This is a genomic window from Blautia sp. OF09-25XD (genome assembly GCF_003482095.1).
Classification (GTDB): domain Bacteria; phylum Bacillota; class Clostridia; order Lachnospirales; family Lachnospiraceae; genus Fusicatenibacter; species Fusicatenibacter saccharivorans.
Genome location: NZ_QUMG01000014.1, coordinates 1 through 25887, shown reverse-complemented (window position 1 = coordinate 25887; position 25887 = coordinate 1). Strand labels below are relative to the sequence as shown.

Genomic DNA, 25887 nt, shown 5'->3' with positions numbered 1-25887 from the left:
CCGTGAACAGGAATTATGTATTTGTGGGGTCGGATGGATAGAAAAAACGACAAGGAGAAAGGGTTTAAAAATGAGAGCAAGTGGTATTTTACTTCCGGTAGCTTCGCTGCCGTCCCGATATGGTATCGGATGTTTTTCGAAAGAAGCGTATGAATTTGTGGATCGCCTGGAGGAGGCCGGCCAGAGCTACTGGCAGATTCTTCCACTTGGACCGACGGGATATGGAGATTCGCCGTACCAGTCGTTCTCTACTTTTGCAGGAAATCCATATTTTATTGATCTGGAGACCCTGGTAAAAGAGGGACTTCTGACAGAAGAAGAGTGTGATGCGTGCGATTTCGGCGACAATGCAGAGTATATTGATTACGAAAAGATTTATCTGTCCCGTTTCAAAGTACTCAGAAAAGCATTTGAAAGATTTGCGGCAGATGACGTATATGATGCATTTGTATCGGAAAATGGTTACTGGCTGGAAGATTATGCGCTGTATATGGCGATTAAGGATGCACTCGGCGGAATCAGCTGGAGTGAGTGGCCGGCAGAATTAAAGGACAGAGAAGAAGCAGCACTGAATCAGAAACGGGAAGAACTTGCCGAGGAGGTTGCATTTTACAAATTCCAGCAGTTTATGTTCCTGAAACAGTGGAAAGCACTGAAGGCATACGCAAATGAAAAGGGTATCCGTATCATCGGTGATATTCCGATTTATGTTGCATTTGACAGTGCCGATACCTGGGCAAATCCGGTTCTGTTCCAGTTTGATGAGGACAACCAGCCAAAAGCAGTTGCCGGATGCCCGCCGGATGCGTTCTCCGCAACCGGACAGCTCTGGGGCAACCCGTTATACAAATGGGACTATCATAAGAGCACAGGTTATGCATGGTGGCTGTTACGTCTGGCTCACGTGTTTAAACTGTACGATACTGTCCGCATCGACCATTTCCGCGGATTTGATGAATATTATTCCATCCCGTTCGGTGATCAGACGGCAGAGCGCGGCCACTGGGAAAAAGGACCGGGCATGGATCTGTTCAACACCGTCAAAGAAAAGCTCGGCGATGTGGATGTCATCGCAGAAGACCTGGGATATCTTACCGAGAGCGTGATCGAAATGGTGAAAGAATCCGGCTATCCGGGTATGAAGGTGCTGCAGTTTGCTTTTGACTCCCGTGAGGAGAGTGATTATCTGCCGCACAATTACGAGAGAAACTGTGTTGTCTACACCGGAACACACGACAATGATACCATTCTTGGATGGTATTATGTCATGAGTGAGGAAGACCGCGAATTCTCCAAAGAGTATATGGGAAATGCAAAGAGTACCGACGAGGAACTCCCGTGGGATTTCATTCGCATGTCAATGGAGAGCGTGGCAAATCTGGCTGTCACTCCGATGCAGGAGTTTTTAGACCTTGGCACGGAGGCAAGAATCAACTATCCGTCCACACTTGGAAATAACTGGAAATGGCGCCTGCTTCCGGGACAGTTTACACCGGAGCTGGCCAAGAGAATTCATCGGCTGACACAGATTACAGCACGTATTACAAAATAAAAACACGCGCCGGAGAGAAAGCAAAACAGGCCGGGGAAACAAGCCGGAAGAGATTCCGGCAGAACAGGTACAGAGTTTAAAGGAGAGGCCTGCAGAATATGGAACAGGTAACAATCAGGGACATTGCCCGCAAATGTAAGGTAGGCGTGAGTACCGTATCGAGAGCGATGAACAATCATCCGGACATCAATCCGGAAACAAAAGAGATGATCTTAAAGGTGATTGCCGAATCGAATTACGTACCGAACAACAGTGCCAGAAACCTGAAGCGGTCGAATGCCAAAGCGATTGCCATTCTGGTAAAAGGCATGGACAACATGTTCTTCAACAACATGATCAGTGTGATTGAAGAGGTTGTGCGAAAAAAGAAATACGCCTGCATTATTGAGCGAGTAGAGGAAAAGGCAAATGAGGTAGACTCCGCGATCGAGATCGTCAAAGAAAAACGGCTGCGCGGCATCATTTTCCTCGGCGGAAACTTTACGCATCCGCATGAGAAAATGGCGCAGATCCCGGTTCCGTACGTGATCAGTACAATCGGGGCGGTTTCAGACGGAGGAAAACCGTGCGCGAGCGTATCGGTCGATGACTACAGGGAAAGCTATAAGATGGTAGATTATCTCTGTGGTCTCGGGCACCGGCGCATTGCCATCATTACCGCCTGCGAGGACGACATCAGTATCGGACGCCTCCGTCTGAATGCGTACCGCCAGGCTTTACTGGATCATGGGATACCTTATGACCCTGATCTGGTATTTCATATGACGAAGGACGACACGTATTCTTTCGCCACAGGGTACAAGATAACAAAAGAAATTCTGGAAAAAAAGACGGAGTTTTCCGCGCTGTATGCCACCGCGGATACGCTGGCAATCGGTGCGTGCCGTGCCTTAAAAGAGGCCGGGCTTACCGTGCCGGATGATATTTCCGTTGCCGGATTTGACGGAATTGATGCGGGAGAGTATTATATACCCAGTATCACAACGATCCGCCAGCCGGTGGAGCAGCTTGCCGCAGAGACGGCGAAGATGCTGTTTTCCTTAATTTCAGGAAAAGAAGAACCCTGCAGCAAAGTATACGATGGGGAACTCGTCGTAAGGGAATCTACGAAGTCGCGGATCGCGCAGCAGTAAAATATTTGCTGTTTCGCTGCCCCGAAAAGTGATTCAGAAGTGAACCGTCCCATTCAGGGAAAAGCTTTGAATGGAACTGCGAAAGCTGCCAATTGCAGGAAATCTGGAATGGCAGCGCAACTAAATGACACTGTGGGAATTTATCCACAGCAATACGAGGAGAAAAAAATGGAAGAAAGAATTCAGGCAATCTTAAAAGAGCGTTTTGGAAGAGATCTGGACAACTGCACAAAGAGCGAAATCTTTGAAGCCTGATGGTTATCACCAAACAGGAGATGGCAGGTCGCAAAAGAAACACCGGAAGTAAGAAGCTGTATTATATTTCAGCAGAGTTTCTGATCGGAAAACTGCTGTCCAATAACCTGATTAACCTTGGCATGTACGAGGAAGTTGAAAAAGCACTTGCAGCTCACGGAAGAGAGCTGACCGAGATCGAGGAGATGGAAATGGAGCCGTCCCTTGGAAACGGAGGTCTCGGCCGTCTGGCAGCATGCTTCCTTGATTCTATCGCAACGCTTGGCCTGCCGGGAGACGGTATCGGCCTTAATTATCACTTCGGTCTGTTCCGCCAGCTTCTGGTCGACCACAAACAGAAAGAAGTGAAAAATCCATGGATCACAAATGAGAGCTGGCTCGTCAGACAGCCGGTATCCTTTGCAGTTCCGTATAAAAACTTCACGATGCATTCTACCCTGTATGATATCGACGTACCGGGTTACAACAATGGCTGTAACCGTCTGCATCTGTTCGATGTAGATACGGTAGACGAGAGTATCGTTCCATCAGACAGCATCAACTTTGACAAGCATCAGATCCAGAAAAACCTGACACTGTTCCTCTACCCGGATGACAGCGACCGTGCCGGACAGCTGCTTCGTATCTACCAGCAGTATTTCATGGTCAGCAACGGCGCACAGTTTATCCTCATGGAGTGCGAGCAGAAGGGCTACGATCTGCACAAGCTGTATGATCACGTTGTGATCCAGATCAACGATACCCATCCGTCCATGGTCATTCCGGAGCTGATCCGTCTGCTGCAGGAGAGAGGCTTTACCATGCAGGAAGCCATCGATGTTGTAAGCAAGACCTGTGCTTACACCAACCACACCATCCTGGCAGAGGCACTGGAAAAATGGCCGATCGATTACCTCGAGGAGGTTGTTCCGCACCTGATGCCGATTATCCACGAGCTGGACGCACAGGCAAAGAAGAAATACAAAGATGAGAAAGTAGCGATCATCGATAAGGATCAGCGCGTCCATATGGCACACATGGATATCCACTACGGATTTTCTGTTAACGGCGTTGCAGCACTGCACACCGAGATCCTGAAAAACTCCGAGCTGAAACCGTTCTACGATATTTATCCGGAGAAATTCAACAACAAGACAAACGGAATCACTTTCCGCCGCTGGCTGCTGCACTGCAACCGTGAACTGGCACAGTATATTGAGAGCCTGATCGGACCGGGATTCAAAAAAGATGCCGACGAGCTGGAAAAACTGCTTAAATACAAAGACAACAAGAAGGTTCTTGCAAAACTTGAGGAGATCAAACACAACCGCAAACTGGATCTCAAACAGTTCCTGTATGAGACACAGAATATCGCGCTGGATGAAAATTCCATCATCGATGTACAGGTAAAACGTCTTCATGAGTACAAACGCCAGCAGATGAATGCCCTGTACGCTATTTACAAATACATGGATATCAAGAGCGGAAACAAGCCGAAAACCCCGATCACCATGGTATTCGGTGCAAAGGCTGCACCGGCTTATATCATCGCAAAAGATATCATCCATCTGATCCTGTGCCTGCAGGAGCTGATTGATAACGATCCTGAGGTAAGCCCGTACTTCAAAGTGATTATGCTTGAGAACTACAACGTATCAAAAGCTGCAAAGGTGATCCCGGCAGCAGATATCTCCGAGCAGATCTCCCTGGCATCCAAAGAGGCTTCCGGAACCGGAAACATGAAATTCATGCTGAACGGTGCCCTGACGCTTGGAACAGAAGACGGTGCAAACGTTGAGATTGGCGATCTTGTCGGAAAAGAGAACATCTACATCTTCGGAAAGAAACCGCAGGATGTCATCGACCTGTACGCAGATGCTGCTTACTGCTCAAAAGACATCTATGACGAAGATCCGGAGATTGCAAAGCTGGTTGATTTCATCGTCAGCGATGAGCTTCTTGCTATCGGCGACAAGGTTTGCCTGGAGAGACTCTACAAAGAGATCTTGAACAAAGACTGGTTCATGACGCTGCTCGACCTGAAAGAGTACATCAAGACAAAAGAAAGAGTATACAAAGACTACGAGAACAAAGATGCATGGAACAAGAAGTGCCTGATCAACATCGCAAAAGCAGGCTTCTTCTCCTCCGACCGTACCATTGCACAGTACAACGAGGATATCTGGCATCTGGCATAAGTGCAGAACATGCATACAAAACGCCGCCGCAGACGATTCGGTTCGTCCGCGGCGGCGTTTTTTAATGCAATTTTTATGAAAGATTCAGCCGTCTGCTTAAGATATAGCGGCAGATCAGGAACAGAACAACGCAGAGCACCACGGTGATGATAAGTGTGGAAACCGAGGATGTGGTAACCACAGCAGTCGGTGTGGAGTCCTGGAAAACACGGACGATGCTGATTCCGCCGAAGATCTGGATCACGGTAGTCATGCCGATGTAAGAGAGGACAGCCGTCAGAATTTTGTGGCTGGATACCAGGCTTCCGATGCTGATGGCGGCATAGAACAGAAGAATGCCAAAGAACAGCGAAGCGAAGAAGCCAACGATGGAAAACAGTGCCATACCGATGTGGTTCGTGATGCCGATCAGGGAAAAAGCAGCATCGGCAACACCGGTAATCTGTGCCCAGAGATAGGACAGAAAATCGGAAAAGGTCATGGCCTTGTTGTAAAAAAGCAGGGTGTTTGCGGTAAAATACCGGATTGCGGACGGCAGAAGCAAAAAAGCGAAGGAAGCGAGAACGGAAAGTGCGTTTAAGATGCTCCATGCGCCGAAAACCAGCATTTTGGAGAGAATATGATCCGTTGCCGATACCGGAAGGACGTTGGTCAGATACCCTTCGTCGGTAAAAAGATTTTTATAGTAGCGCTGGATCATCAGCACCTGTGTCATGACGGATGCGGCGATCACAATCAAAACGTACGCAAACAGATAGAGGACGATCAGCAGATCCGGCAGCTCAGAAATCTGGGAAAAGAGGAATCCGGAGCCTCCGAGAGCGCCCATGAAAATGGCGGCACCGTTCAGCAGCGCCATGTTTTTCCAGCATGCTTTCCACTCATGTTTCAGACATTTTTTTAACATTTGAATACCTCCCTGAAATAAGAATCAATCGATTCACCCTCCTGCATCCGGATATCCTCAACCGAGGCGTGCAGTTTTAACTGGCCCTCCTGGATAAAGATGACCTCATCGAGAATATTTTCGACGTCGGAAATCAGATGTGTTGAGATGAGGATGGATGCGTCTGGTTCGTAGTTGTTTAAAATCGTAGATAAAATGTAATCGCGTGCTGCCGGATCGACGCCTGCAATCGGCTCGTCGAGGCAGTAGAGCTTTGCGCGGCGGCTCATCGTGAGGATGAGCTGGACTTTCTCTTTCGTTCCCTTCGACATCGTTTTCAAACGGTCCTTCGGGCTGATTTTTAAGGATTCCAGCATGGCATTGGCGCGGGACATGTCAAAGTCCTCAAAGAAATCGCTGTAATACGTTAAAAGATCCGAGACGCGCATCCAGCTGCCGAGATACATTTTATCCGGCAGATAGGAGACGATCCGTTTTGTCTCAATACCGGGATGATTTCCGGCGATGAGGACTTCACCCTCACTCGGGGTCAGCAGTCCGTTCAGCAGCTTTAAGAGCGTCGTCTTCCGCTTCCGTTGGGCCCCAGCAGTCCGATAATTTTCCCGGAATCCAGGGAAAGGTTGAGATGATCGAGCGCGGTGTGGTTTCCGAAGCGCTTCGTCAGGTCTTTACACGTTACAAGTTCACTCATGATTTTCTTCCTCCTCAATCGTTTCGGCAAGTAGCTGCCGGATTTCCTCCGGGGTTATGCCGAGCTGTTTCATGTGGGCAACAAAAGCAGATACTTCTGCGGCGGCAAGTTCTTTTTTCATCTGATGAATCAACTCCTTATCTTCGGTAATAAAGCGTCCGCTGGTCCGCTGGGAATAGATCAGTCCGCTGCGTTCCAGTTCGGAAAGCGCTTTCTGCATTGTGTTCGGGTTGACGGCGGCCTCCTGCGCGAGATCGCGGACGGACGGAAGCTTATCGCCCGGCTGATAGCGCCCGGTGATGATGTCCATCTGTACCCGCTCGATGATCTGCAGATAGATCGGCCGCGAGGAATCAAGATTCCATGGCATATGGCATTCACTCCTTTTGTACTACTGTATTAATTTGATAATACAATCATACAATCGGTTTATGGATTTGTCAAGAAAATTAAGAAAAAATTTTAGATTTAGAGGTTAAATTGTGGTAAACTAAGCGTAAGTGCGGCACATTAGTATTAGAAGAAAAACCGCAGAAATAGTTCCGTCTAAAAAGATGGATGAAGGGAGAAATATGGCAGAAATTAAACTGAAAAAAAGAGAAGAGATGGATCCGGCGTACTGCTGGGATCTTTCGAGTTTGTTTGGTAGTGATGAAGAATTTGAGAAAACAGAGCAGGAGCTTGCGCAGAAAATAGAAGCGTTCCGCGCAAAACAGGGAACAATGAAAGAGAGTGCAAAAGCGCTGTATGACGTTCTTTCCGGTCTGGATGACATCAGCCGCGTCTTTTCCAGCCTGTATGTCTATGCAAGCCAGAAATATCACCAGGATATGGGAAATCAGAAGTATCAGGGCTATGCCGGAAAGATGGACAGCATGATGGCTGTTCTTGCGGATGCCTCTTCTTTCGTAGAGCCGGAGATCCTGGAGCTTGACGAGGAGACGGTTACAGAATTTGAAAAAGCATATGAGCCGCTCCGTCTGTACGATCGCATATTAAAAGAAAACTTCCGCAAGAAAGAGCACATTCTCTCGCCGGAGATGGAGGCGGTTCTTGCAAAAGCCGGAGAGATGGCATCCAGCCCGGATCAGATTTTCTCGGCATTTTCGAACGCAGACCTCAGATTCCAGCCGGTCACGGATGAAGAGGAAAATCAGGTTCCACTGAGCCACGGCACCTTCGTCGGATTTTTACAGTCGAAGGACCGCCGGGTCAGAAAAGAAGCGTTTGAGAAGTATTATGCGGAGTATGAAAAACACAAAAACATGCTCGCCGCAACGTTCGGTGCCAATCTGAAACAGGCCGCATTCTTTGCAGATGTAAGAAAATATCCATCTGCACTGGCTGCATCGCTGGATGGCGGAAATATCCCGGTTTCGGTTTACGACAAGCTGCTCGAGGCGATTCATGCAAAAATGCCGGCGATGTACCGCTACGTGGCACTGCGTAAGAAGCTGCTCGGTGTGGATGAACTTCATATGTATGATGTTTACGTTTCTCTGACGAAAGAGTACGAGCAGAAATATACGTATGAGCAGGCGATCGAGATCGTGAAGAAAGCGCTTGCCGTGCTCGGGGATGATTATGTGGCACTGCTGGACAAGGGCTTTTCGGAGCGCTGGGTGGATGTTTATGAGAACGAAGGAAAAAAGAGCGGTGCTTACTCCTGGGGTTCTTACGATTCCCATCCGTATGTGTTGATGAGCTTTAACGGAAATATCGATTCGGTCTTCACACTGGCGCATGAGATGGGCCATTCGCTGCATTCCTGGTATTCGAACCATACACAGCCGTTTACGTATGCGGAGTACCGCCTCTTTGTCGCTGAGGTGGCATCAACCTGCAACGAGGCACTGCTGATCCGCTATCTGCTGAAGCATGCGAAAGAAAAGGAGGAGAAGATTTTCCTGCTGAATTATTTCCTGGATCAGTTTAAGGGAACGGTGTTCCGCCAGACGATGTTTGCGGAGTTTGAGAAGCGGATTCATGAGAAGATGGCAGAGGAAGGCACGCTGACGGCGGACGGTATTTCGGAGCTGTATCTGTCGATCAACAAGGAGTATTTCGGACCGGATATGATTTCGGATCCGCAGATCGCGCTGGAATGGGCGAGAATTCCGCATTTTTATACACCGTTCTATGTATATCAGTATGCAACGGGATTTTCGGCGGCGATTGCGATCAGCAGCAAGATCCTGGCAGGGGAGCCGGGCATCGTGGAGAAATACAAACAGTTCTTAAGCGGCGGCAGTTCGATGGATCCAATCGATCTTTTAAAGATCTGCGGCGTTGACATGACGAAGCCGGAGCCGGTGGAAGAGGCGCTGGACGTGTTTGCTTCCTATGTGGAGGAGCTGGAGAAGCTGACCGCGGAAGATTAAAATTGCATAAAAATCAATGGAAATATGTGTGAAAAATATACAAAATTTGGCGCGTTTTTCCCTTGAAAAAGTTTTTGAATATGTTACAATATTATTACAGAGTAAAAATGGATGAGCTGGAAATTGAAAAATATTTGCGATTAAGAGGGAGAATTTCCGTATTTCTGTCGAATGCGGAAGATTAAACGTAAATTTTTCGGAATGCGGCTTTGCTCCTGTAAAAATGGGGAGCGGGCCGCGGCCGGCTATGAAAGAAATATTACTGTTCATTCAGCAGTGAACTGTAACAAAAACAGACGGATAGCAGATGAAGTAAGGGTGAGAGTATGAATTTATATGAGGCTATTTTTGTTAGAAAATCAGTAAGGAATTATTGTTTTGATACGCTTCCGCCGCAGACTTTGGATAAGATTTGGGAGCATTATAAGGAGATGCCGGCACTGTTTTCGGGCATCGGTGTGGATATGGCGATTCTGGACAACAGAAAAGGGCAGGAGAGAATGCTCAGTATGTTCAGTGTGAAGGCGCCGTATTATATGGCTTTTTATTCGGAGGAGTCAGAACGATATCTGATGAACGTGGGTTATATTATGGAACAGATGGTGCTGTATCTGTGCAGTATCGGACTGGGAACCTGCTTTATCGGAAGTAATCGTGTGAAAAAGGCGGAGCTTGAGAAGAACGGAAAGCGGCTGGTGGGGATTGTCGCTTTTGGTAAGAGTCATGGTTCGCATACGAGACGGCAAAGTGAAGCAAAGAGACTGCCGCTGGAGGATCTTTGTGTGTTCAAAGAGGTGCCGCGACAGTGGATGACGCAGATGCTGGAAGCGGCGAGACTGTCGCCATCGAGTATGAACAGTCAGCCGTGGAGATTTGTGGTGTATGATAACAGGATTCATATTTTCTCGAAGAAGCACAGTGTGGAGAAGCTTCGGAAGTGGGATGAGGTGAATTTCGGGATTATGTTTGCAAATATGATGGTGGCAGCAGAGGAGCTGTGGCTGGATGTTGACCTGATCAGACTCGGGGATATTTCGCAGAAAAACTTCTCAAATAATCAGTATGTGCTGAGCGCGATTCTGAAGGCGTAGAGGTGAATACGGACGACCTCGGACAACCTCGGACGACCTCGCGTGGCTTCGTATCTGCGGTGCAGCGGGCGAGAAAAAGAGGGCGGAACTTGTGGCGCGGAAGGGGCCCGGAAAAATGAGAATCAACGCAATTCGTCAGGAAACCTGATGGTTTCCCGATTCAGTGCGTTTTGACCTCTGGTATTGTGCACCAGAGGTCATCCCATTTTTCCGGGCCCCTTCTGCGCTCACAGTTCTTGCCCTCTTTTTCTATGCCCGCTGCACCGCAGGTACGAAGCCACGCGAGGTCTGACGGTGGGGACGGGGGTAAAGCGTCTGGATCCGCCAGGAGGCGGATCGGCGTGAGCATGTGGGGTTGGGAGGACGGATGGAAAGGAGTCTGGATTCGTCAGGAGGGTGGTTCGGTGTGAATTTGTGGGGGGAAGACAGCTGTGCGGGTGTCTGATGGAGAGCGAAAATTGAGGGAATCGTAGATACTTTTGATTTTTTTTGAAAAAAATTGAAAATAGGTATTGACAAATGAGGGGAGTTCCTGTATAGTATCATTTGTAAGGTGCAGCGAGCACTTAGCAAGATAAAAATTAATAAATGCGCGAGTGGCTCAGGGGTGGAGTACAACCTTGCCAAGGTTGGGGTCGCGGGTTCGAATCCCGTCTCGCGCTCTGCTGGAAACCGGAATGTGTAAGCATTCCGGTTTTTGCGTTGTGGAAAAATAGATGAAAAAGAAATCTTATTTTTAAAACTTAAGAATATTGCATTTTAAATTTTCATATGCTATAATGCCGATAGGCAATGAAATGAATGGCTTGCAAAGTCAACAAAAGCCCCACGAGCTGCAACTCGTGGGGCTTTCTGTGCCTTTTGGGCAAGGCGGCTTAAACCTTAGGCTGGCTGCCAGTTATTTCTTACCGTCCAGCCATTTGCAGATATAGTAGGCTACTATACTTGCCATAACGGAAAGAAAAAATGAAATGAATAGTTCTTGCACTGTCAACCCTCCCTTCTCTGCCTGTCTGGGAGTGGCAACGTTCATTAGTATAACATACAATTCTTATTCCTAAAATAAAAAAATTCCCTGTTTTTATAAAATTCAAGGCTTCGAAAAAAAGTTCTTGCCCGGTAGTTACTACCGTACGGTATGCTAAGGATAACAAAGCAAATCAGCGAAAGGGGAATGTAGTATGAACATTACGATGGAGAATTTTAAAACCGCAAAGTATGATGTGTTTTCTATTTTTGATGACCGCTGGGGTTTGTGTACTGCGGGTACGCCAAGGGAGTATAATACGATGACGATCGGATGGGGTACGATGGGGACGATCTGGGGACCGCCAAAGAAAGGAAAGCAGATCATTACCGTATTTATCCGGGAAAGCCGCCGGACGCATCAGATTCTGCAGAAGGAAGACGAGTTTACGGTCTGCTTTTTTCCAGAGAAATATCGGAAGGATCTTGGAATCCTGGGATCAAAATCGGGAAATGATGTGCCGGATAAGATCAGTCTGACCAGTCTGACACCGAAGATGCTGGGAAATGCGGTTGGATTTGAAGAGGCAGAGCTGACCTTTGTCTGCAAAAAAATCTATGCGGTCAGAATGGAGAAAGAAGATCTGCCGGAATTTACGCGCGATACTTTATATAAAGATGGCGATCTCCATTATCTGTATATGGGCGAGATTGAAGATGTCTTTGGCATGATTGAGGAATGAAACAGGAAAATTGGCGTGATGTATCAGTATTTCTTATCACAATCTTGTATATACTGCACCGGGCAGAAAGGCATCAGACTGCGTGAAATGCGGAAAATGTGAGAAAGTATGTCTGCAGCACCTGCAGATCAGAAACCTGCTGGAGGATGTGGTGAAAGAGTTTGAAGCGGAGCGTGCTTGAAAAAATTTCCGAAATTTACAAAAAGTACATCTGATCAGGGAGTAACCTGATCAGATGTACTTTTTTGTACGCAGTATATCAGAGTTTGATCCAAGGGGACCATTCTGCTGCAGAATAATTGGATTAATAGTTGGCTTTATAAGAATTTCTCTTTTCCGCCGTTACGCGGTGCATCCGCTCTGCCATTACAACCATCAGAATCAAAATGGCCATCAGGAATACCGGATACAGTCCGAAGGAAATATGCTGGCCGAGAACACCGAAAACCGGCGGCATCAGGCAGGTTCCGACGTAAGCAAAGGCCATCTGGATGCCGATGATTCCCTGGCTTAAGTCGGCACCGAAGTTTGCCGGTGTCTCATGAATGATGGAAGGATAAATCGGCGCACAGCCAAGTCCGATCAGGATCAGGCCGATAAAAAGAAGGGAATCGCCAAACGGCAGCAGCATCAGAACCGCACCAACGGCGATGAAAAACTGTCCCAGACGAATCATATTCTGATCGTTCAGCTTCATGGTAACGAAACCGCAGATAAAACGTCCGATGGTAATACCAATGTAAAACAGGCTGGCCCAGCTTGCGGCACGCTGTGCATCAATACCGCGGAACAGCGTACAGTAACTTGCAGCCCACATGCCAGCAGTAGATTCCACTGCACAATAACAGAAAAAGCAGATCAGCACCTCTTTGACACCAGGAACACGGATCAGACTGGAAAAACTCCGCTCCGCCGGAACAGAGGTATCCTCTTCGGCAGCTCCGGCAGGTTTCTGCCAAAGAGGAAGGCTTAAGAACAAAACCAATGTCAGCACAATCTGGAAAATGGAAATGATAAGATATCCTTTGTTCCAGTTCAGGTGACTGATTGCCCAGCTCATCACAACAGGGCCGGTACTGCAGCCAACACCCCACATGCAGTGCAGCCAGCTCATATGGCGCGCCTTATAATGAAGCGCAACGTAGTTATTCAAAGCGGCATCGACGCTTCCGGCGCCGAGACCGTAGGGAATTCCCCAGAGGCACAGGGCCCAGAAAGAATGGCTGATGGAAAAACCAAACAGTGCCACAGCGGTTGTCAGAACACTGACAGCGGTGACCTTTCCGGTGCCAAACCGTGTGTTCAGCCGGTCACTGTTCAGACTGGAAACAATTGTTCCGGCAGAGATAATCATGGAAATGATACCGGCTGCGGAAACGGAAGTTCCCAGTTCCTGGTACATGACCGGCCACGCAGAGCCGAGCAGAGAATCCGGCAGTCCAAGACTGATGAATGCCAGATAAATGACAGGCAGCAAAAGTGAAACCATAGTAAAACCCTCCTGATACAAAAAATTATCATAGGAAATCAGAGAAAAATGCGCGTGTTTCTGATTTCTGTGGATAGCAAACAGGTACAGAAAATTTGCGTTAAGTTTAACGCAGAACCTCTGTACGCAACAATTTCAAAGTATCATACTTGAAAAAAAGAATCAATACTTTCTTTTCAGAAAACAAAAAAAAGCGATATAGTAGAAGAAAGAAAATTCTTTCTGAAAAACAGGAAGGAAAAGAAATAAAGAGCAAAATAAAACAAAGACCAGAAATAAAATGAGAGAAAAACGAGAGGGAGACATATGGAAACAAGAGTACTTCGCTATTTTCTTGCCGTAGCACGGGAAGAAAACATCAGCCGTGCGGCAGAGATGCTGCATATTACGCAGCCAACCTTAAGCCGTCAGCTGTCCCAGATGGAAGAAGAACTGGGAGTGATCCTGTTTGAAAGGGGAACAAGGAGAATCCGGCTGACGGATGCGGGAATCCTGCTGCGCCGCAGGGCAGAAGAAATTATCGGGCTGATTGATAAGACAGAAAAAGAACTGGCAGAGCAGGAAGCACTGATCGACGGACATGTGACAATCGGATGCGGAGAGACAAGGTCTGTGAATGTTCTGGCAGATCTGATCGAAACCTTCAGCCAAAAATATCCGAACGTGACGTTTGATCTGGTGACGGGAACAGCAGATGTATTGAAAGAGCGGATGGATCGTGGTCTGATGGATGTTGCACTGCTTCTGGAGCCGGTTGATGTGGGAAAATATGAGTTTGTGCGTCTGAAAGAAGGAGAGCGGCAGCAGGTGCTGATGCGCCCGGATGATCCGCTGGCACAAAAAGAAGTCGTACATCCGGAAGATTTAAAAGATCTTCCGTTGATCCTGCCAAGAAGACAGGATGTGCAAAATGAGATTACCAACTGGTTCGGAGCATATTATCAGAAGCTGAATGTTCGATTTACCTGTAATATGCCGACGAATGGAGCAAAAATGGTTCGGAAGGGACTCGGGTATCTCATTACGGTGCAGGGAGTCTCCGAACTATGGAAGGAAGACGAGATTGTCGGACGATTCTTAGATCCGCCGATCATCTGCCGCAGTGTTTTTACCTGGAAAAGAGAACAGCCATTCAGCCTTGCCGCAACGAAGTTTATCGACCATATCCGGGAAAATTTGTGAAAACAGCCAGAAAATGATTTATTAACGTGAGTTATTTTCGTGAGCTAATTTATTAGAAAAACTTTACAATCCGGGAAAAATCGTGTTACACTATAACAGAAAAGAAAGTATGTGCAAATCGAAACGGTGTAAAAGGACCATGGCCCGAATTACCGATACGTTTCGCATCACAAGGGAGAAAAAATACAAAAGAGAGGTAAACGACAAATGGGAGGCTTTTTTGGAGTTGCATCAAGAGAAGACTGTACGCTGGAACTGTTTTATGGAGTAGATTATCATTCTCATCTCGGTACAAGACGAGGAGGAATGGCGACCTATGGAGCAAATGGTTTCAGCCGTGCAATCCACAATATAGAAAATTCCCCGTTTCGTACAAAATTTGAGCGCGATGTAGCAGAGATGGAAGGCCATCTTGGTATCGGATGCATTTCCGACTATGAACCGCAGCCGCTCCTGATCCAGTCACATCTTGGAAGCTTTGCGATTACAACCGTTGGAAAGATTAACAACATGGACAAGCTCCTGGAGAATGTTTATGGAAACGGACGGACGCATTTCCAGGAAATGAGCACCGGACAGATCAATGCCACAGAGCTGGCAGCATCTCTGATCTGCAGCGAAAAAACGATTACGGAAGGTATTCGTCATCTGCAGGATGTGGTGGATGGCTCCATGACGCTGCTTTTGATGACGAAAGACGGAATTTACGCCGCCCGTGATAAAAAAGGCCGTACGCCACTTGTCATTGGTAAAAAAGAGGGCGCTTACTGTGCCTCCTTTGAAAATTTTGCTTACCTGAATCTTGGCTATACCGATTATCATGAACTGGGACCTGGAGAGATCGACTTTATCACACCGGAGAGCGTGGAGATGCTTGTTCCGCCGCAGGAGGAGATGAAAATCTGCTCTTTCCTGTGGGTTTACTACGGCTATCCGACAGCATCGTACGAGGGGATTAACGTCGAGGAGATGCGATATCACTGTGGTGCCATGCTTGCAAAACGTGATGCGGGAAGTGATGTTCACCCGGATCTCATTGCCGGTGTGCCGGATTCCGGTATCGCCCATGCGATTGGCTACGCCAATGAGTCTAAAATTCCATTTGCAAGACCGTTTATCAAATACACTCCGACCTGGCCGCGTTCCTTTATGCCGACCAATCAGGAGCAGAGAAACCTGATCGCACGCATGAAACTGATTCCGGTACAGGCACTGATCGATCAGAAAAAGCTGCTTTTGATTGATGATTCCATTGTGCGCGGTACACAGCTTCGGGAGACGACTGAGTTTCTGTATCAGAGCGGTGCAAAAGAAGTTCATGTCCGCCCGGCATGCCCGCCGCTGCTGTATGGATGCAAGTTCCTGAACTTTTCCCGTTCCAAATCCGAGCTTGATCTGATTACCAGACGGATCATCCTCGAAAAAGAAGGAGAAAATGCAGAAAAAACACTGGAGGAATATGCAGATCCGAAGAGCGACCGCTACGAATCCATGTGCCAGGAAATCTGCCGCCGTCAGAACTTTACCAGCCTCCGGTATCACCGCCTCGATGATCTGGTAGAATCCATTGGACTGCCGAAGTGCAAAATGTGTACCTATTGCTTTGACGGAAAAGAATAAAAAGGATATAATAGTTTTTAAGCAGGCCAACTGGCAGAATATTCTATGTAAGTGGAATCTGCCGGCTGGCCTTAAAAAATATTGGGGGCTTTTTTATGGCAATTACTATTCTGATCGTGGATGATGATAAGCTGCTGGTCGATAAGCTGGAAGAGACTGTGAACTGGAGTAAAATCGGAATCGATATGGTTTTTACGGCAAACAATATCCGCCAGGCGCAAAAACTGCTGGAAGAATATCCAATCGAAATGCTTTTGTGTGACATCGACATGCCACAGGGAAACGGGCTGGAACTGCTCGAATGGATCCGATATAAAAAACTGGATATCGAATGTGCCTTCCTGAGCAGTTATGCAAATTTTGCCTATGCACAGATGGCGCTGAAACTTTCATCCAGAGAGTATCTTCTGAAACCGATTTCCAATACAGATCTGGAAATCGCGCTTCTTCGTTTGGTCGAGATTGTAAAGGAAAAACAGCAGAAGACAAAAGCACAGGAAAATACAGAACAGAAAGAAAAGAAACTATGGGAAGATCTTCTGATCCAGTGTATGCAGGAAGAATACTGGATCGAGCAGGCAAAAAAGAAATATGACGATCCGGAAGAAAAATTCTGCCTGATCCAGCTGCGTGTTCTGGAGATTCCTTCGAAAGAATATTATAAAAAAGAAATCAGTCTGGAGAATTTTGTGATTGAGAATGTCACGACAGAATTTTTTGAAACAAGAGGGCGGCGTGTGGAAGCCATTGTCCATGCCAGTGATCTGGAGTGGGCGATTGTACTGCGGAACGTGATCCGAAATGCAGGGGATGAAGAAAAGCTGGAGGAATGGAGAAAGTGTCTTTCCGGTGCGGTTCCGGCAAGATTCTGTACCTATATGGGAAAACCCGTTACGCTGGAAGAGATTCCAAAAAGCCGGGATAAACTGGAAGAAATCGAAAAATACGCCGTGCCGGATGAGACAGGAATTTTGTACGAAGACCGCTGGTACTTTGTGGAACGTGAATATCAAAAGCCATCCTGGAAAACGTATCTTGCAGAAATGGAGCAGACGGACTCTGTGCAGCAGGTAAGGAAATCTCTGCAGGGCTATATTACACAGCGCCGGGCTGCGGGTGGAATGCGAAAAGATTTTACCGTTCGTTTTATCGGAGAACTGGTTCAGACGGTTTATGGCTATTTAAAAGACCGTGGAATCGCTTTTGAACAGATTTTTGAAAGAGAAGAATTCGAGCACAGAAGACGAGAAGCCTGTCTTTCTGTAGTTGGAAGCCGGGAATTTATCGAATATCTGTTTGCTGTACTGGAGGGACAGAAAAAGAGCGAAACACACAGCGACAATGTGGTGGATCAGCTGAAAAAATATATTGAACAGAATCTGGGAGAAGATCTCTCACGGCCGGTGCTGGCAGGAAAAGTCTTTCTTTCGGAAGATTATGTTTCCAAACTTTTTATGAAAACGACGGGAATGTCGTTGCCAAATTATATCGCCGAGCGCAGAATTGAACGGGCAAAAGAATATTTGCGCACATCATCCCTGCCGATTAGCAAAATTGCGATGGAAGTCGGGTACGGAAATTTTTCCTATTTCAGTAAAACGTTCCGGGAGCTGGTTGGATGTACGCCAAATGAATACCGGAGCCGTCAGAAATAACAAAAAAATGGTGTCAATAACAAAAAAACGTGATAGATAACAAAAAACAGATTTTACTTAAAAAAAGACGTTGCGAAAACGTCTTTTTTTTAATATACAGACTGCCGGAAAATGTTAGAAAAATGAGGCGAGTTTTTGTATAATATGTTCATCGGTTGAGACGAGAAAAAGAAATCTAAAGGAAAGAAGGGATGATATGTGAGCGCCAACCATAGTAAAACCAAAAAGAAGAGTTCCATAGGATTTGTAGAGGGAGTGAGAAGAAGCAGGCCATTATATTTACTGATGCTTCCTTCCATTATCATTTTTGCACTGTTTACGTACTATCCGATGTACGGAATTGTGATTGCATTTAAAAACTTTACACCTGCGGAAGGAATTATGGGAAGCAGCTGGGCTGGACTGAAATACTTCAAACAGTACTTTAACTCCTATCAGTTCGGTCTGACCATTAAAAACACAATTATCATCAGTCTTTACACCATCGCGGTAACATTCCCGCTTCCGGTTATCATGGGACTGCTGGTTAACCAGATGAAGGCACAGAAGTTTAAAAAATTCTTCCAGGTATCAACCTATCTGCCGCACTTCATCTCCACCGTTGTTATGGCCGGAATGCTGATCCTGTTTCTTTCCCCGAGTACAGGTATTATCGCAAAGCTGGTCGGACTGCTTGGATTCAAGCTCCCGAACCTGATGGGAAGTGCAAAAGCATTCCCGCACATTTATGTATGGTCTGAGGCATGGCAGCATGTAGGATGGGACAGTATCCTCTATATCGCAACACTTTCCTCTGTAGACCCGAGCCTGTATGAAGCGGCAACGATGGACGGTGCCAACAAATGGCACAAAATGATCCACATCGACGTTCCGGCTCTGCTGCCGACGGCAACCATCATGTTTATCATGAGAATGGGAAGCGTTATGAGCATTGGATTTGAGAAGGTTTACCTGCTGCAGAATACACTGAACAGTACTTCGAGTGAGATCATTTCCACCTATGTGTATAAGATGGGTCTTGTGAGCAGCCAGTACAGCCTTTCCGCTGCAATTGGCCTGTTCAACAACATTATCAACCTGATTCTTCTTCTGGCGGTCAACTTCATTTCCAGTAAAATGAGTGATACCTCACTGATCTGACAGAATTTTGAGCCTACATAGGAATGGAGAGCAAAAATATGAGTAAAGCAAAAGCAGTATCAACAAATAAAGTAAAGAAATCCAGAGAAGACTGGATTTTCGATATCATCCTGTATACGATCGGCGTGCTTCTGATCATCATCACCCTGTATCCGATGTACTTCATCATCATTGCATCGTTCAGTGATCCGGCAGCCGTATCCAACGGACAGATTATGTTCCTTCCAAAAGGAGTTAACTTCAAAGGCTACAAACAGCTGGCGAGCTACGCAAAGCTGTGGACCGGCTACCGCAATACGATTGCTTACGTAATTATGGGAACGCTTGTGACACTCGTTGTCAATATTCCGGCTTCCTACGCGCTTTCCAGAAAGCATTTGTATGGAAAAAGATTTTTTACAGCATTTTATCTGATCCCGATGTTCTTCACCGGCGGTCTGATCCCGACCTACCTGGCAGTACAGAGATTTCATCTGCTGGATACCTTCTGGGTTATGGTTGTTCCGTTCTCCGTTGTAACGTATTACATCATCGTAGGACGAACGTTCTTCAACAACAGTATCCCGGAGGATCTCTGGGAGGCGGCGCAGCTGGATGGATGTGGATACCTTGGATTCTTCTTCAAGATTGTGCTTCCGCTTTCCAAAGCCGTTATCGCTGTTATTGCCCTGTGGGCAGCAGTAGGACAGTGGAACTCCTACTTTAATGCATTGATTTATATCCGAAGCGAAAGTCTGCAGCCGCTGCAGATTGTCCTTCGAAGCATTCTGGTCGGCAATCAGACCATGAGTGCCATGAGTACCGGCGCTGCAGCCGTTGAGGCAAAGCAGATGGCCGATCTTATCAAATACGCGATCATCGTGGTTTCCTCCGCGCCGATCATGTGTATGTACCCGTTAGTGCAGAAATACTTCAATCAGGGTGTTATGCTCGGATCCCTGAAAGGCTGATCCTGCGGACAGGAGAGAAGTATTGCAAATAAAAAAATCATAAAGGAGAGATGATGATGAGAAAGAAAACGAAAATGGCCTGGAGCGTTGCTCTTTCGGCCGCAATGGCAGCCGGACTGCTTGCAGGATGTGGAAGTAATGGAGGAGCGGAAAGTACGAGTGGAAGCACTGCAGCAAGTTCTGCCAAGACAGAATCTTCTGCCAGTGACACGACAGATACCAGTGACCGCCCAACCTATAAGATTGCAACGGTAAGATGGACCGATACCTGGCCGACCGATTTCCTGCATGAAGGCGTCATGAAAGAAATCGAGGACAAGATGAATATCAACATCGACTGGCAGGTTTATTACAACAGTGACTGGTCCGAGCAGAAATCTCTGCTGCTGGCTTCCGGAGACCTCCCGGATGCATTTCTTGGCTCCATCTGCTTAACACAGGCAGATATGGCACAGAACAAATCGGCATTCCTGGATCTGACAGATCTGATCGAAAAAGATATGCCGAACCTGAAAGCAGCCTTTGAGGCTGATCCGGAACTGAAAGCAGTCTGCACCAGCCGTGACGGAAGAATCTACAGCTTACCGAAGAAGCTTCCGCTTCGTCCGAAGGTTTGCGGCGATGTTATGTGCATCAACCAGGAATGGCTGGATAACTTAGGACTGGAAACACCGAAGACCTATAAAGAGCTGGAAGAGGTTCTTGTTAAATTTGCAACAGAAGATGCTGATGGTGACGGGGATCCGACCAACGAAATCGGTATCACAAATTCAGCAGGCAGCGGACTGTTAAGCGGTGATCTGCGCCACATTCTTTCCCCGTTCGGAACCATGGTAAGCCGTGACGGAAACTACATGGGACTGAATGGCGAAGGAAAACCGGTCTTCATGCCGATGGAAGAAAATTACAAAGAAGCAGTAAAATGGATGCGTCAGTTATGGGAAGAGGGCGTTGTTGACCCTGAGTACTTCACACAGGATGGCTCCATGAAGACAGCAAAACAGCAGGCAGATGGAGGTTCTCAGGTAGGTCTTATCTTTGGATGGACTGCAGATGCTGAGGTTGGTCCGAACGTAAATCAGTTTAAGACCCTTGAGGCAGTAGAAGGCTACGATGGAAACCACTACGTAGAAGCAGCAACCAATTACCTTGATATCTCCGACCGTGAGCTCATGATCTCCAAAGACTGTAAAGATCCTGACACCCTGCTGAAATGGGCGGATGAATTTTACACCGATCTTGCATCGTTACAGACCTTCTATGGTACGATCGGAAGCCAGATCACAGACAATGGCGACGGAACCTACAATGTAGATGTGCCAAGCGATGGATCTTCTCTGGATACTTCCGCATGGTCCAACTCCTTACGTGACTTCGGACCAAAATACATGAACGGGGATTTCTATGACAAAGTTTCTCTTCCGGAAGATCAGGGTGATGGTATCAAACTGGCAGACGATGCAATCAACGAGAAATATGTTGATACTGAGAAAAACTGCGGATTCCCGATGGTTCAGTATACCGACGAAGACCTTTCCAGAATCACGGCAATCGGAACCGATATCTATAAATATGTAGAAGCACAGTATGCACACTGGGTAGTAGACGGCGGCATCGATGATGAATGGGATTCCTACATCGATCAGCTGAAAGCTATGGGTATTGACGAGTTCCTCCAGATTCAGACAGATGCTTACAATGCATACAAAGAAAATCTGGCAAAATAAACAGAAAATAACATTACCTGTAAGAAGCAGGCGTTGATCCGGCGGATCAATGTCTGAGGTGCAAAACAGCAGGAGAAACGGCAGGCCAGAAATGACCTGCCGTTTTTGACAAAAGGAGGATTTTTACATGTTTTTGGAAAAAGAGGGTAAGTTAATTTATTCCTACGATGGCGAGACCGTCTGCATCGAAGCGTGGGGGAAAGATGCACTGCGTGTGCGCGCGACAAAAAACCGAAGTTTTACCGGCCGTGACTGGGCATTGGAAGCAAAGGATGCGCATGCGGGGGAGGTTGAAATCTTTGAGGATCCATCAGCAAAAGGCGGAGCCTTTGCCAATATGTACGAGGGAACGGATACTCCTACGGAAAAATCACAAATGGAAAGCTTCATGCAGTGATCGATTCCGGCAGCGTTATTACGTTCTATCATGAGGATGGAAGAGTTCTGTTAAAGGAGCATTTCCGCCGTCTACGCGATGAGGAAAGCATGCCGCTCAATATCATGGGACGCGAGTACAGCAACGGCGTCGGGGATAATTTCCGTATTGTAGCGCGGTTTGTAGCAAGAAAAGGTGAGAAAATTTTCGGAATGGGACAGTATCAGCAGCATGAGCTGGATCTGAAGGGCTGTATGCTGGAGCTGGCACAGAGAAACTCACAGGTCAGTGTTCCGTTCTATCTTTCCAGTATCGGCTACGGCTTCTTATGGAACAATCCGGGCGTCGGACAGGTGATGTTTGCGAATAATGGAACGGAATGGGTAACGGAATCCGGGAAGGAAATCGATTATCTTGTGATCGCAGGTGATACGCCTGCCGAGATCGAGGAGAATTATATGACGCTGACCGGAAAACCGCCAATGATGCCGGAATATGGCATGGGCTTCTGGCAGTGTAAGCTCCGCTACTGGAATCAGGAACAGCTTCTGTCTGTAGCAAGAAAATACAAAGAGCTTGGCGTACCGCTTGATGTGATTGTCGTCGATTTCTTCCACTGGACGAAGCAGGGCGAGTTCAAATTTGATCCGAAATACTGGCCGGATGTGCCGGGCATGTGCCGCGAATTAAAGGAGATGGGAATTCAGGTTGTTGTGTCGGTATGGCCGACCGTTGACATTTATTCCGAAAACTTCGAGGAGATGAAGGAGAAGGGCTATCTGGTTCGCACGGAGCACGGTGTACCGCTGACGATGCTCTGCGGCGGAAATGAAGTTTTCTTCGATGCGACTAACCCGGATGCAAGAACATATGTCTGGGAGAAGATCAAGAAAAATTATTATGATCAGGGTGCCAAGCTCTTCTGGCTGGATGTGGCAGAGCCGGAATACAGCGTTTATGATTTCAAGAACTACCGTTATCAGCTCGGAAGCGTACAGGAGGTCGGAAATATTTATCCGAAATATTATCTGAAAGCGTTCTATGACGGCATGACGGCAGAAGGCGATACCATGCCGATCAGCCTGATCCGTTCTGCCTGGGCAGGCAGCGCGAAATATGGTGCACTCGTATGGTCAGGCGATATTGTAAGTACCTTTGAGTGCTTCCGGCGCCAGGTACAGGCAGGTCTTAACATGGCGGTTGCCGGTATTCCGTGGTGGACCACTGATATCGGCGGCTTCCACGGCGCAAGAACCGATGACCCGGATTTCCATCGTCTGTACATCCGCTGGTTTGAGTACGGATGCTTCTGCCCTGTCATGCGTCTGCACGGAAACCGCAACCCACAGGAGGGCTACGGTGCAGAACAGATCGGATCCGGCAGCGATAATGAGATCTGGAGCTTTGGCGATAAGGCATATGAAATTTCAAAGAAATACATTTTCCTGCGTGAGCGCCTGAGAGATTATATCCGGACACAGATGAAGAAAGCACATGAGGACGGAACTCCGATGATGCGGCCTGTTTTCTATGATTTCCCGACAGATCAGGAAAGCTGGAATGTGGAGGATGCCTATCTGTTCGGACCGGATCTTTATGTTGCACCTGTGATGGAGGATCACGTAACGGAGCGCGAGGTTTATCTCCCGGATGGAACGGCATGGTTTAACGCATGGACCGGAGAAAAGTATGAGGGAGGACAGAACGTAACGGTTGCTGCACCGATGGATATCATTCCGGTATTCGTAAGGGAAGGAGCAGATACAGAACATCTGCTGAACATTTTTTCTGAATAAGAGAATGTTACCGCTCACCGGTACCCGGCAAACGGTAACAAAGAATCCTGTTTTCACCATGTGAAACACGGACTCTGCATGGACAAAGCGAAAAAATGTGATATAATGGGTTGTGTTACAAAGAACATAGCTGCAAATATATTCCGTGAGTGTAAAATGACTGCCGGAGCTGCGCGGTAAGGTGCGGCGTCCGGCAGTTGCTCTGTAGAAAAAAAGGGGGTGGATGCGCTTATGAATCTCTGGCAGAAAGGAAAACGAAGGATGCTGCGCAGCGTTCGAATACGCAGTTTGAAGGATACGTCCCTGCGGCTTGGAACTCCGGTTTTTCTGGTCCTTATGGGGCTTGTTGTCTGCCTGCTCTGGGGCGTTTGGGAAAACCGCAAGCTGGCAGATAAATACATTGCCGATACGGCAAAGCTCTATGTCGATCAGATCAACCGTGATATGTCGCAGATCAACAGTGAACTGATCTATCTGCTGGATTCTGACAGCAACATCAAAGAAATCCCGGATCAGATAACATCGACAGATGCTCAGTATTATGAAATGGAGCAGACGCTGCGGGAGCGAAACCGTGTGCTGAAAATCCGTTACCATGAGGTACAGACCTTCTTCGTCTACGGTCAGAAAGCCAATGTTCTGATTACGGACAGCGGAACTATGTTTACCGAGAGTAAGGGAATGACAACACTGAATCAGATGCTGATGTCATATCTGCAGATTATGACATCCAGGGATTCGATCAGCACACAATGGACTGTGATTACGTTTGGCGACGACGACTATATTGTAGGCTGGTACGCGAAAAACAAAAAAGTTATCGGCTGTGTCATCAATCTGAACCTGATTTTCCGAACCATCCGCGCCAAAACAGAGGAGTATGATGTCATTCCGTTTATGGTGGATGCCAGAGGCCGTGTCATGACGCAGGCAGATACGTCGGAAAAATATAAAAATGAGATTATCGATTTTTCCAAAGCGGGAAAGAAGAAGAAAAATGCGACGGTCTATTCCTACCAGCTTGGCACGGTCGGAAAAATCAATCTTATGGTTCTGCCGGGAGGAGGTATTCTTGAGAATGTACTGATTATGCAGATTGCATTTGTCGTCCTGATCGCGGTTCTTCTGATTGTCTGCGCATTGGAAATTACAGCATATTACCACCGGATTCTGGTACCGCTGGAAAAATTCGGACAAAAACTGGAGGAGCTGGAAAAAGAGCAGAGTCTGAATGACGATGGCAACAACAATCTGTTAGAGCTGGAGTCTGTGAGCGGCAAATTCAAGGAACTGCTGCGGAAAATACAGGGATTGAAAATTGCAATCTACGAAAAAGAGCTTGCCGAACAGAAAGCCGAGCTGGAATACACGCAGGAACAGATCAAGCCACACTTCTTTCTGAACTGCCTGAGCCTGATCCATGGCATTGCGGATAAGAATAACGAAGGCGAGATCGTTGAGATCACAACGGTGCTGTCCGACTATATGCGCTACATTTTCCAGGATTCCAAGAAGCAGCGCGATGTGGAGGAAGAGCTGGAACACATTGAGGCATATATCCGCATCCAGAAGCTGCGGTACGGAGAAGAAGCCTTTTCCTTTGAAGCAACGACGGATGGTGATATCGGAGAATGGAAGGTTCCGTCTCTTCTGCTACAGACACTGGTGGAAAACTCCGTAGTACACGGTGTATCCCTGGACCGGAAGAGCGAGATTTCCCTGTATCTGACAAATGAAACGTACGAGGACGGTGAGTACCTCTACATCTGTATTTCCGACACCGGAAACGGATTTTCGAAAGAGGCACTGGATGCAATCGAAAACGACACGCCTATCATCTACCACGGTCGTCACCATGTCGGCATCTCCAATATAAAACGCCGCCTGGCGCTGATGTACGGCGAACGGGCGAGCATTACGTGCTCCAATATGGATGAAAATTACGGAGCCGTCGTAGAGGTGCGGCTGCCGAAAACAGAATAAAGCGAAAAGAAAAAAGCGGACCGGAGAACATAGAGGGTTCCCGCCTTTTTGCGTGAAAAAACTGCAGGAGCTT

At 47.3% G+C, this 25887-nt stretch carries 17 protein-coding genes, 1 tRNA gene and 2 pseudogenes; 16 read left to right on the top strand and 4 right to left on the bottom strand.

The window, feature by feature from the left end:
- Nucleotides 1-70 precede the first annotated feature (70 nt).
- From malQ to DXA93_RS11610, 3 genes and pseudogenes are all read left to right on the top strand, one after another.
- A complete protein-coding gene (gene malQ / locus DXA93_RS11620; protein WP_119208362.1) occupies nt 71-1552 on the top strand; it encodes a 4-alpha-glucanotransferase in 1482 nt (493 codons plus the stop codon).
- A gap of 98 nt (nt 1553-1650) precedes the next feature.
- Complete coding sequence (locus DXA93_RS11615; RefSeq protein WP_117802081.1) at nt 1651-2685, top strand: LacI family DNA-binding transcriptional regulator; 1035 nt, start codon at nt 1651-1653, stop codon at nt 2683-2685.
- Between the two features lie 168 nt (nt 2686-2853).
- Nucleotides 2854-5117 (top strand): annotated as a pseudogene (locus tag DXA93_RS11610) (glycogen/starch/alpha-glucan phosphorylase).
- A gap of 73 nt (nt 5118-5190) precedes the next feature.
- Here the strand turns inward: DXA93_RS11610 and DXA93_RS11605 are convergent.
- The 3 genes and pseudogenes from DXA93_RS11605 to DXA93_RS11595 form a co-directional block, all read right to left on the bottom strand.
- Nucleotides 5191-6024, bottom strand: coding sequence for a hypothetical protein (locus tag DXA93_RS11605; protein ID WP_118741624.1), 834 nt, complete (start codon nt 6022-6024; stop codon nt 5191-5193).
- Nucleotides 6018-6715: pseudogene (locus DXA93_RS11600) on the bottom strand (ATP-binding cassette domain-containing protein). The gene DXA93_RS11605 and the pseudogene DXA93_RS11600 overlap by 7 nt, the downstream one beginning before the upstream one ends.
- Nucleotides 6708-7085: a GntR family transcriptional regulator gene (locus tag DXA93_RS11595; protein WP_022462266.1), complete on the bottom strand. Its 378-nt coding sequence runs from the start codon at nt 7083-7085 to the stop codon at nt 6708-6710. The pseudogene DXA93_RS11600 and the gene DXA93_RS11595 overlap by 8 nt, the downstream one beginning before the upstream one ends.
- 202 nt (nt 7086-7287) lie before the next feature.
- Here DXA93_RS11595 and pepF point away from each other — a divergent pair, with 202 nt between their 5' ends.
- The 4 genes from pepF (at nt 7288) to DXA93_RS11570 (ending at nt 11896) form a co-directional block, all read left to right on the top strand.
- Nucleotides 7288-9096, top strand: a complete 1809-nt coding sequence (pepF, locus tag DXA93_RS11590; RefSeq protein WP_243109221.1) for an oligoendopeptidase F — start codon at nt 7288-7290, stop codon at nt 9094-9096.
- A 326-nt stretch (nt 9097-9422) separates the two neighbouring features.
- Entirely contained in the window at nt 9423-10187 is a 765-nt protein-coding gene (locus DXA93_RS11585; RefSeq protein WP_022462268.1) for a nitroreductase family protein, read from the top strand.
- 590 nt (nt 10188-10777) lie between these two features.
- Nucleotides 10778-10849, top strand: a tRNA-Gly gene (locus DXA93_RS11580).
- Between the two features lie 519 nt (nt 10850-11368).
- Nucleotides 11369-11896 carry a flavin reductase gene (locus DXA93_RS11570; RefSeq protein WP_117509337.1) on the top strand — a complete coding sequence of 176 codons (528 nt, stop codon included), beginning with the start codon at nt 11369-11371 and terminating at the stop codon, nt 11894-11896.
- A gap of 304 nt (nt 11897-12200) precedes the next feature.
- Here DXA93_RS11570 and DXA93_RS11560 read toward each other — a convergent pair whose 3' ends face one another.
- On the bottom strand, nt 12201-13385 hold the full coding sequence (locus DXA93_RS11560) for an MFS transporter (protein WP_055227985.1): 1185 nt from the start codon (nt 13383-13385) through the stop codon (nt 12201-12203).
- 306 nt (nt 13386-13691) lie between these two features.
- Here DXA93_RS11560 and DXA93_RS11555 point away from each other — a divergent pair, with 306 nt between their 5' ends.
- The 9 genes from DXA93_RS11555 to DXA93_RS11520 all read left to right on the top strand — a co-directional run bounded on the left by DXA93_RS11555 (nt 13692) and on the right by DXA93_RS11520 (nt 25814).
- The gene (locus DXA93_RS11555) at nt 13692-14567 is read left to right on the top strand and encodes a LysR family transcriptional regulator (protein ID WP_119208358.1); all 876 of its coding nucleotides are present in this window, start codon (nt 13692-13694) and stop codon (nt 14565-14567) included.
- Nucleotides 14568-14774: 207 nt separating this feature from the next.
- On the top strand, nt 14775-16187 hold the full coding sequence (locus tag DXA93_RS11550; RefSeq protein WP_117813789.1) for an amidophosphoribosyltransferase: 1413 nt from the start codon (nt 14775-14777) through the stop codon (nt 16185-16187).
- 95 nt (nt 16188-16282) lie between these two features.
- The gene (locus DXA93_RS11545; protein WP_117813791.1) at nt 16283-17842 is read left to right on the top strand and encodes a response regulator transcription factor; all 1560 of its coding nucleotides are present in this window, start codon (nt 16283-16285) and stop codon (nt 17840-17842) included.
- A gap of 198 nt (nt 17843-18040) precedes the next feature.
- On the top strand, nt 18041-18982 hold the full coding sequence (locus DXA93_RS11540; RefSeq protein WP_226906294.1) for an ABC transporter permease: 942 nt from the start codon (nt 18041-18043) through the stop codon (nt 18980-18982).
- Nucleotides 18983-19020: 38 nt separating this feature from the next.
- The gene (locus DXA93_RS11535) at nt 19021-19932 is read left to right on the top strand and encodes a carbohydrate ABC transporter permease (RefSeq protein WP_117804701.1); all 912 of its coding nucleotides are present in this window, start codon (nt 19021-19023) and stop codon (nt 19930-19932) included.
- Nucleotides 19933-19988: 56 nt separating this feature from the next.
- Nucleotides 19989-21659 (top strand): extracellular solute-binding protein, encoded by a 1671-nt coding sequence (locus tag DXA93_RS11530; RefSeq protein WP_158565063.1) that lies wholly within the window; start codon nt 19989-19991, stop codon nt 21657-21659.
- Between the two features lie 127 nt (nt 21660-21786).
- Nucleotides 21787-22056 carry a hypothetical protein gene (locus DXA93_RS18615; RefSeq protein WP_243036610.1) on the top strand — a complete coding sequence of 90 codons (270 nt, stop codon included), beginning with the start codon at nt 21787-21789 and terminating at the stop codon, nt 22054-22056.
- Nucleotides 22053-23831 (top strand): glycoside hydrolase family 31 protein, encoded by a 1779-nt coding sequence (locus DXA93_RS11525; RefSeq protein ID WP_243109220.1) that lies wholly within the window; start codon nt 22053-22055, stop codon nt 23829-23831. Before DXA93_RS18615 ends, DXA93_RS11525 begins: the two co-directional genes overlap by 4 nt.
- 231 nt (nt 23832-24062) lie before the next feature.
- Nucleotides 24063-25814 (top strand): sensor histidine kinase, encoded by a 1752-nt coding sequence (locus DXA93_RS11520; RefSeq protein WP_119208356.1) that lies wholly within the window; start codon nt 24063-24065, stop codon nt 25812-25814.
- Nucleotides 25815-25887 lie beyond the last annotated feature (73 nt).

Coding starts and splice junctions, on each gene's coding strand:
- malQ (WP_119208362.1), top strand. CDS start 71: ATGAGAGCAAGTGGTATTTTACTTCCGGTAGCTTCGCTGCCGTCCCGA.
- DXA93_RS11615 (WP_117802081.1), top strand. CDS start 1,651: ATGGAACAGGTAACAATCAGGGACATTGCCCGCAAATGTAAGGTAGGC.
- DXA93_RS11605 (WP_118741624.1), bottom strand. CDS start 6,024: ATGTTAAAAAAATGTCTGAAACATGAGTGGAAAGCATGCTGGAAAAAC.
- DXA93_RS11595 (WP_022462266.1), bottom strand. CDS start 7,085: ATGCCATGGAATCTTGATTCCTCGCGGCCGATCTATCTGCAGATCATC.
- pepF (WP_243109221.1), top strand. CDS start 7,288: ATGGCAGAAATTAAACTGAAAAAAAGAGAAGAGATGGATCCGGCGTAC.
- DXA93_RS11585 (WP_022462268.1), top strand. CDS start 9,423: ATGAATTTATATGAGGCTATTTTTGTTAGAAAATCAGTAAGGAATTAT.
- DXA93_RS11570 (WP_117509337.1), top strand. CDS start 11,369: ATGAACATTACGATGGAGAATTTTAAAACCGCAAAGTATGATGTGTTT.
- DXA93_RS11560 (WP_055227985.1), bottom strand. CDS start 13,385: ATGGTTTCACTTTTGCTGCCTGTCATTTATCTGGCATTCATCAGTCTT.
- DXA93_RS11555 (WP_119208358.1), top strand. CDS start 13,692: ATGGAAACAAGAGTACTTCGCTATTTTCTTGCCGTAGCACGGGAAGAA.
- DXA93_RS11550 (WP_117813789.1), top strand. CDS start 14,775: ATGGGAGGCTTTTTTGGAGTTGCATCAAGAGAAGACTGTACGCTGGAA.
- DXA93_RS11545 (WP_117813791.1), top strand. CDS start 16,283: ATGGCAATTACTATTCTGATCGTGGATGATGATAAGCTGCTGGTCGAT.
- DXA93_RS11535 (WP_117804701.1), top strand. CDS start 19,021: ATGAGTAAAGCAAAAGCAGTATCAACAAATAAAGTAAAGAAATCCAGA.
- DXA93_RS11530 (WP_158565063.1), top strand. CDS start 19,989: ATGAGAAAGAAAACGAAAATGGCCTGGAGCGTTGCTCTTTCGGCCGCA.
- DXA93_RS18615 (WP_243036610.1), top strand. CDS start 21,787: ATGTTTTTGGAAAAAGAGGGTAAGTTAATTTATTCCTACGATGGCGAG.
- DXA93_RS11520 (WP_119208356.1), top strand. CDS start 24,063: ATGAATCTCTGGCAGAAAGGAAAACGAAGGATGCTGCGCAGCGTTCGA.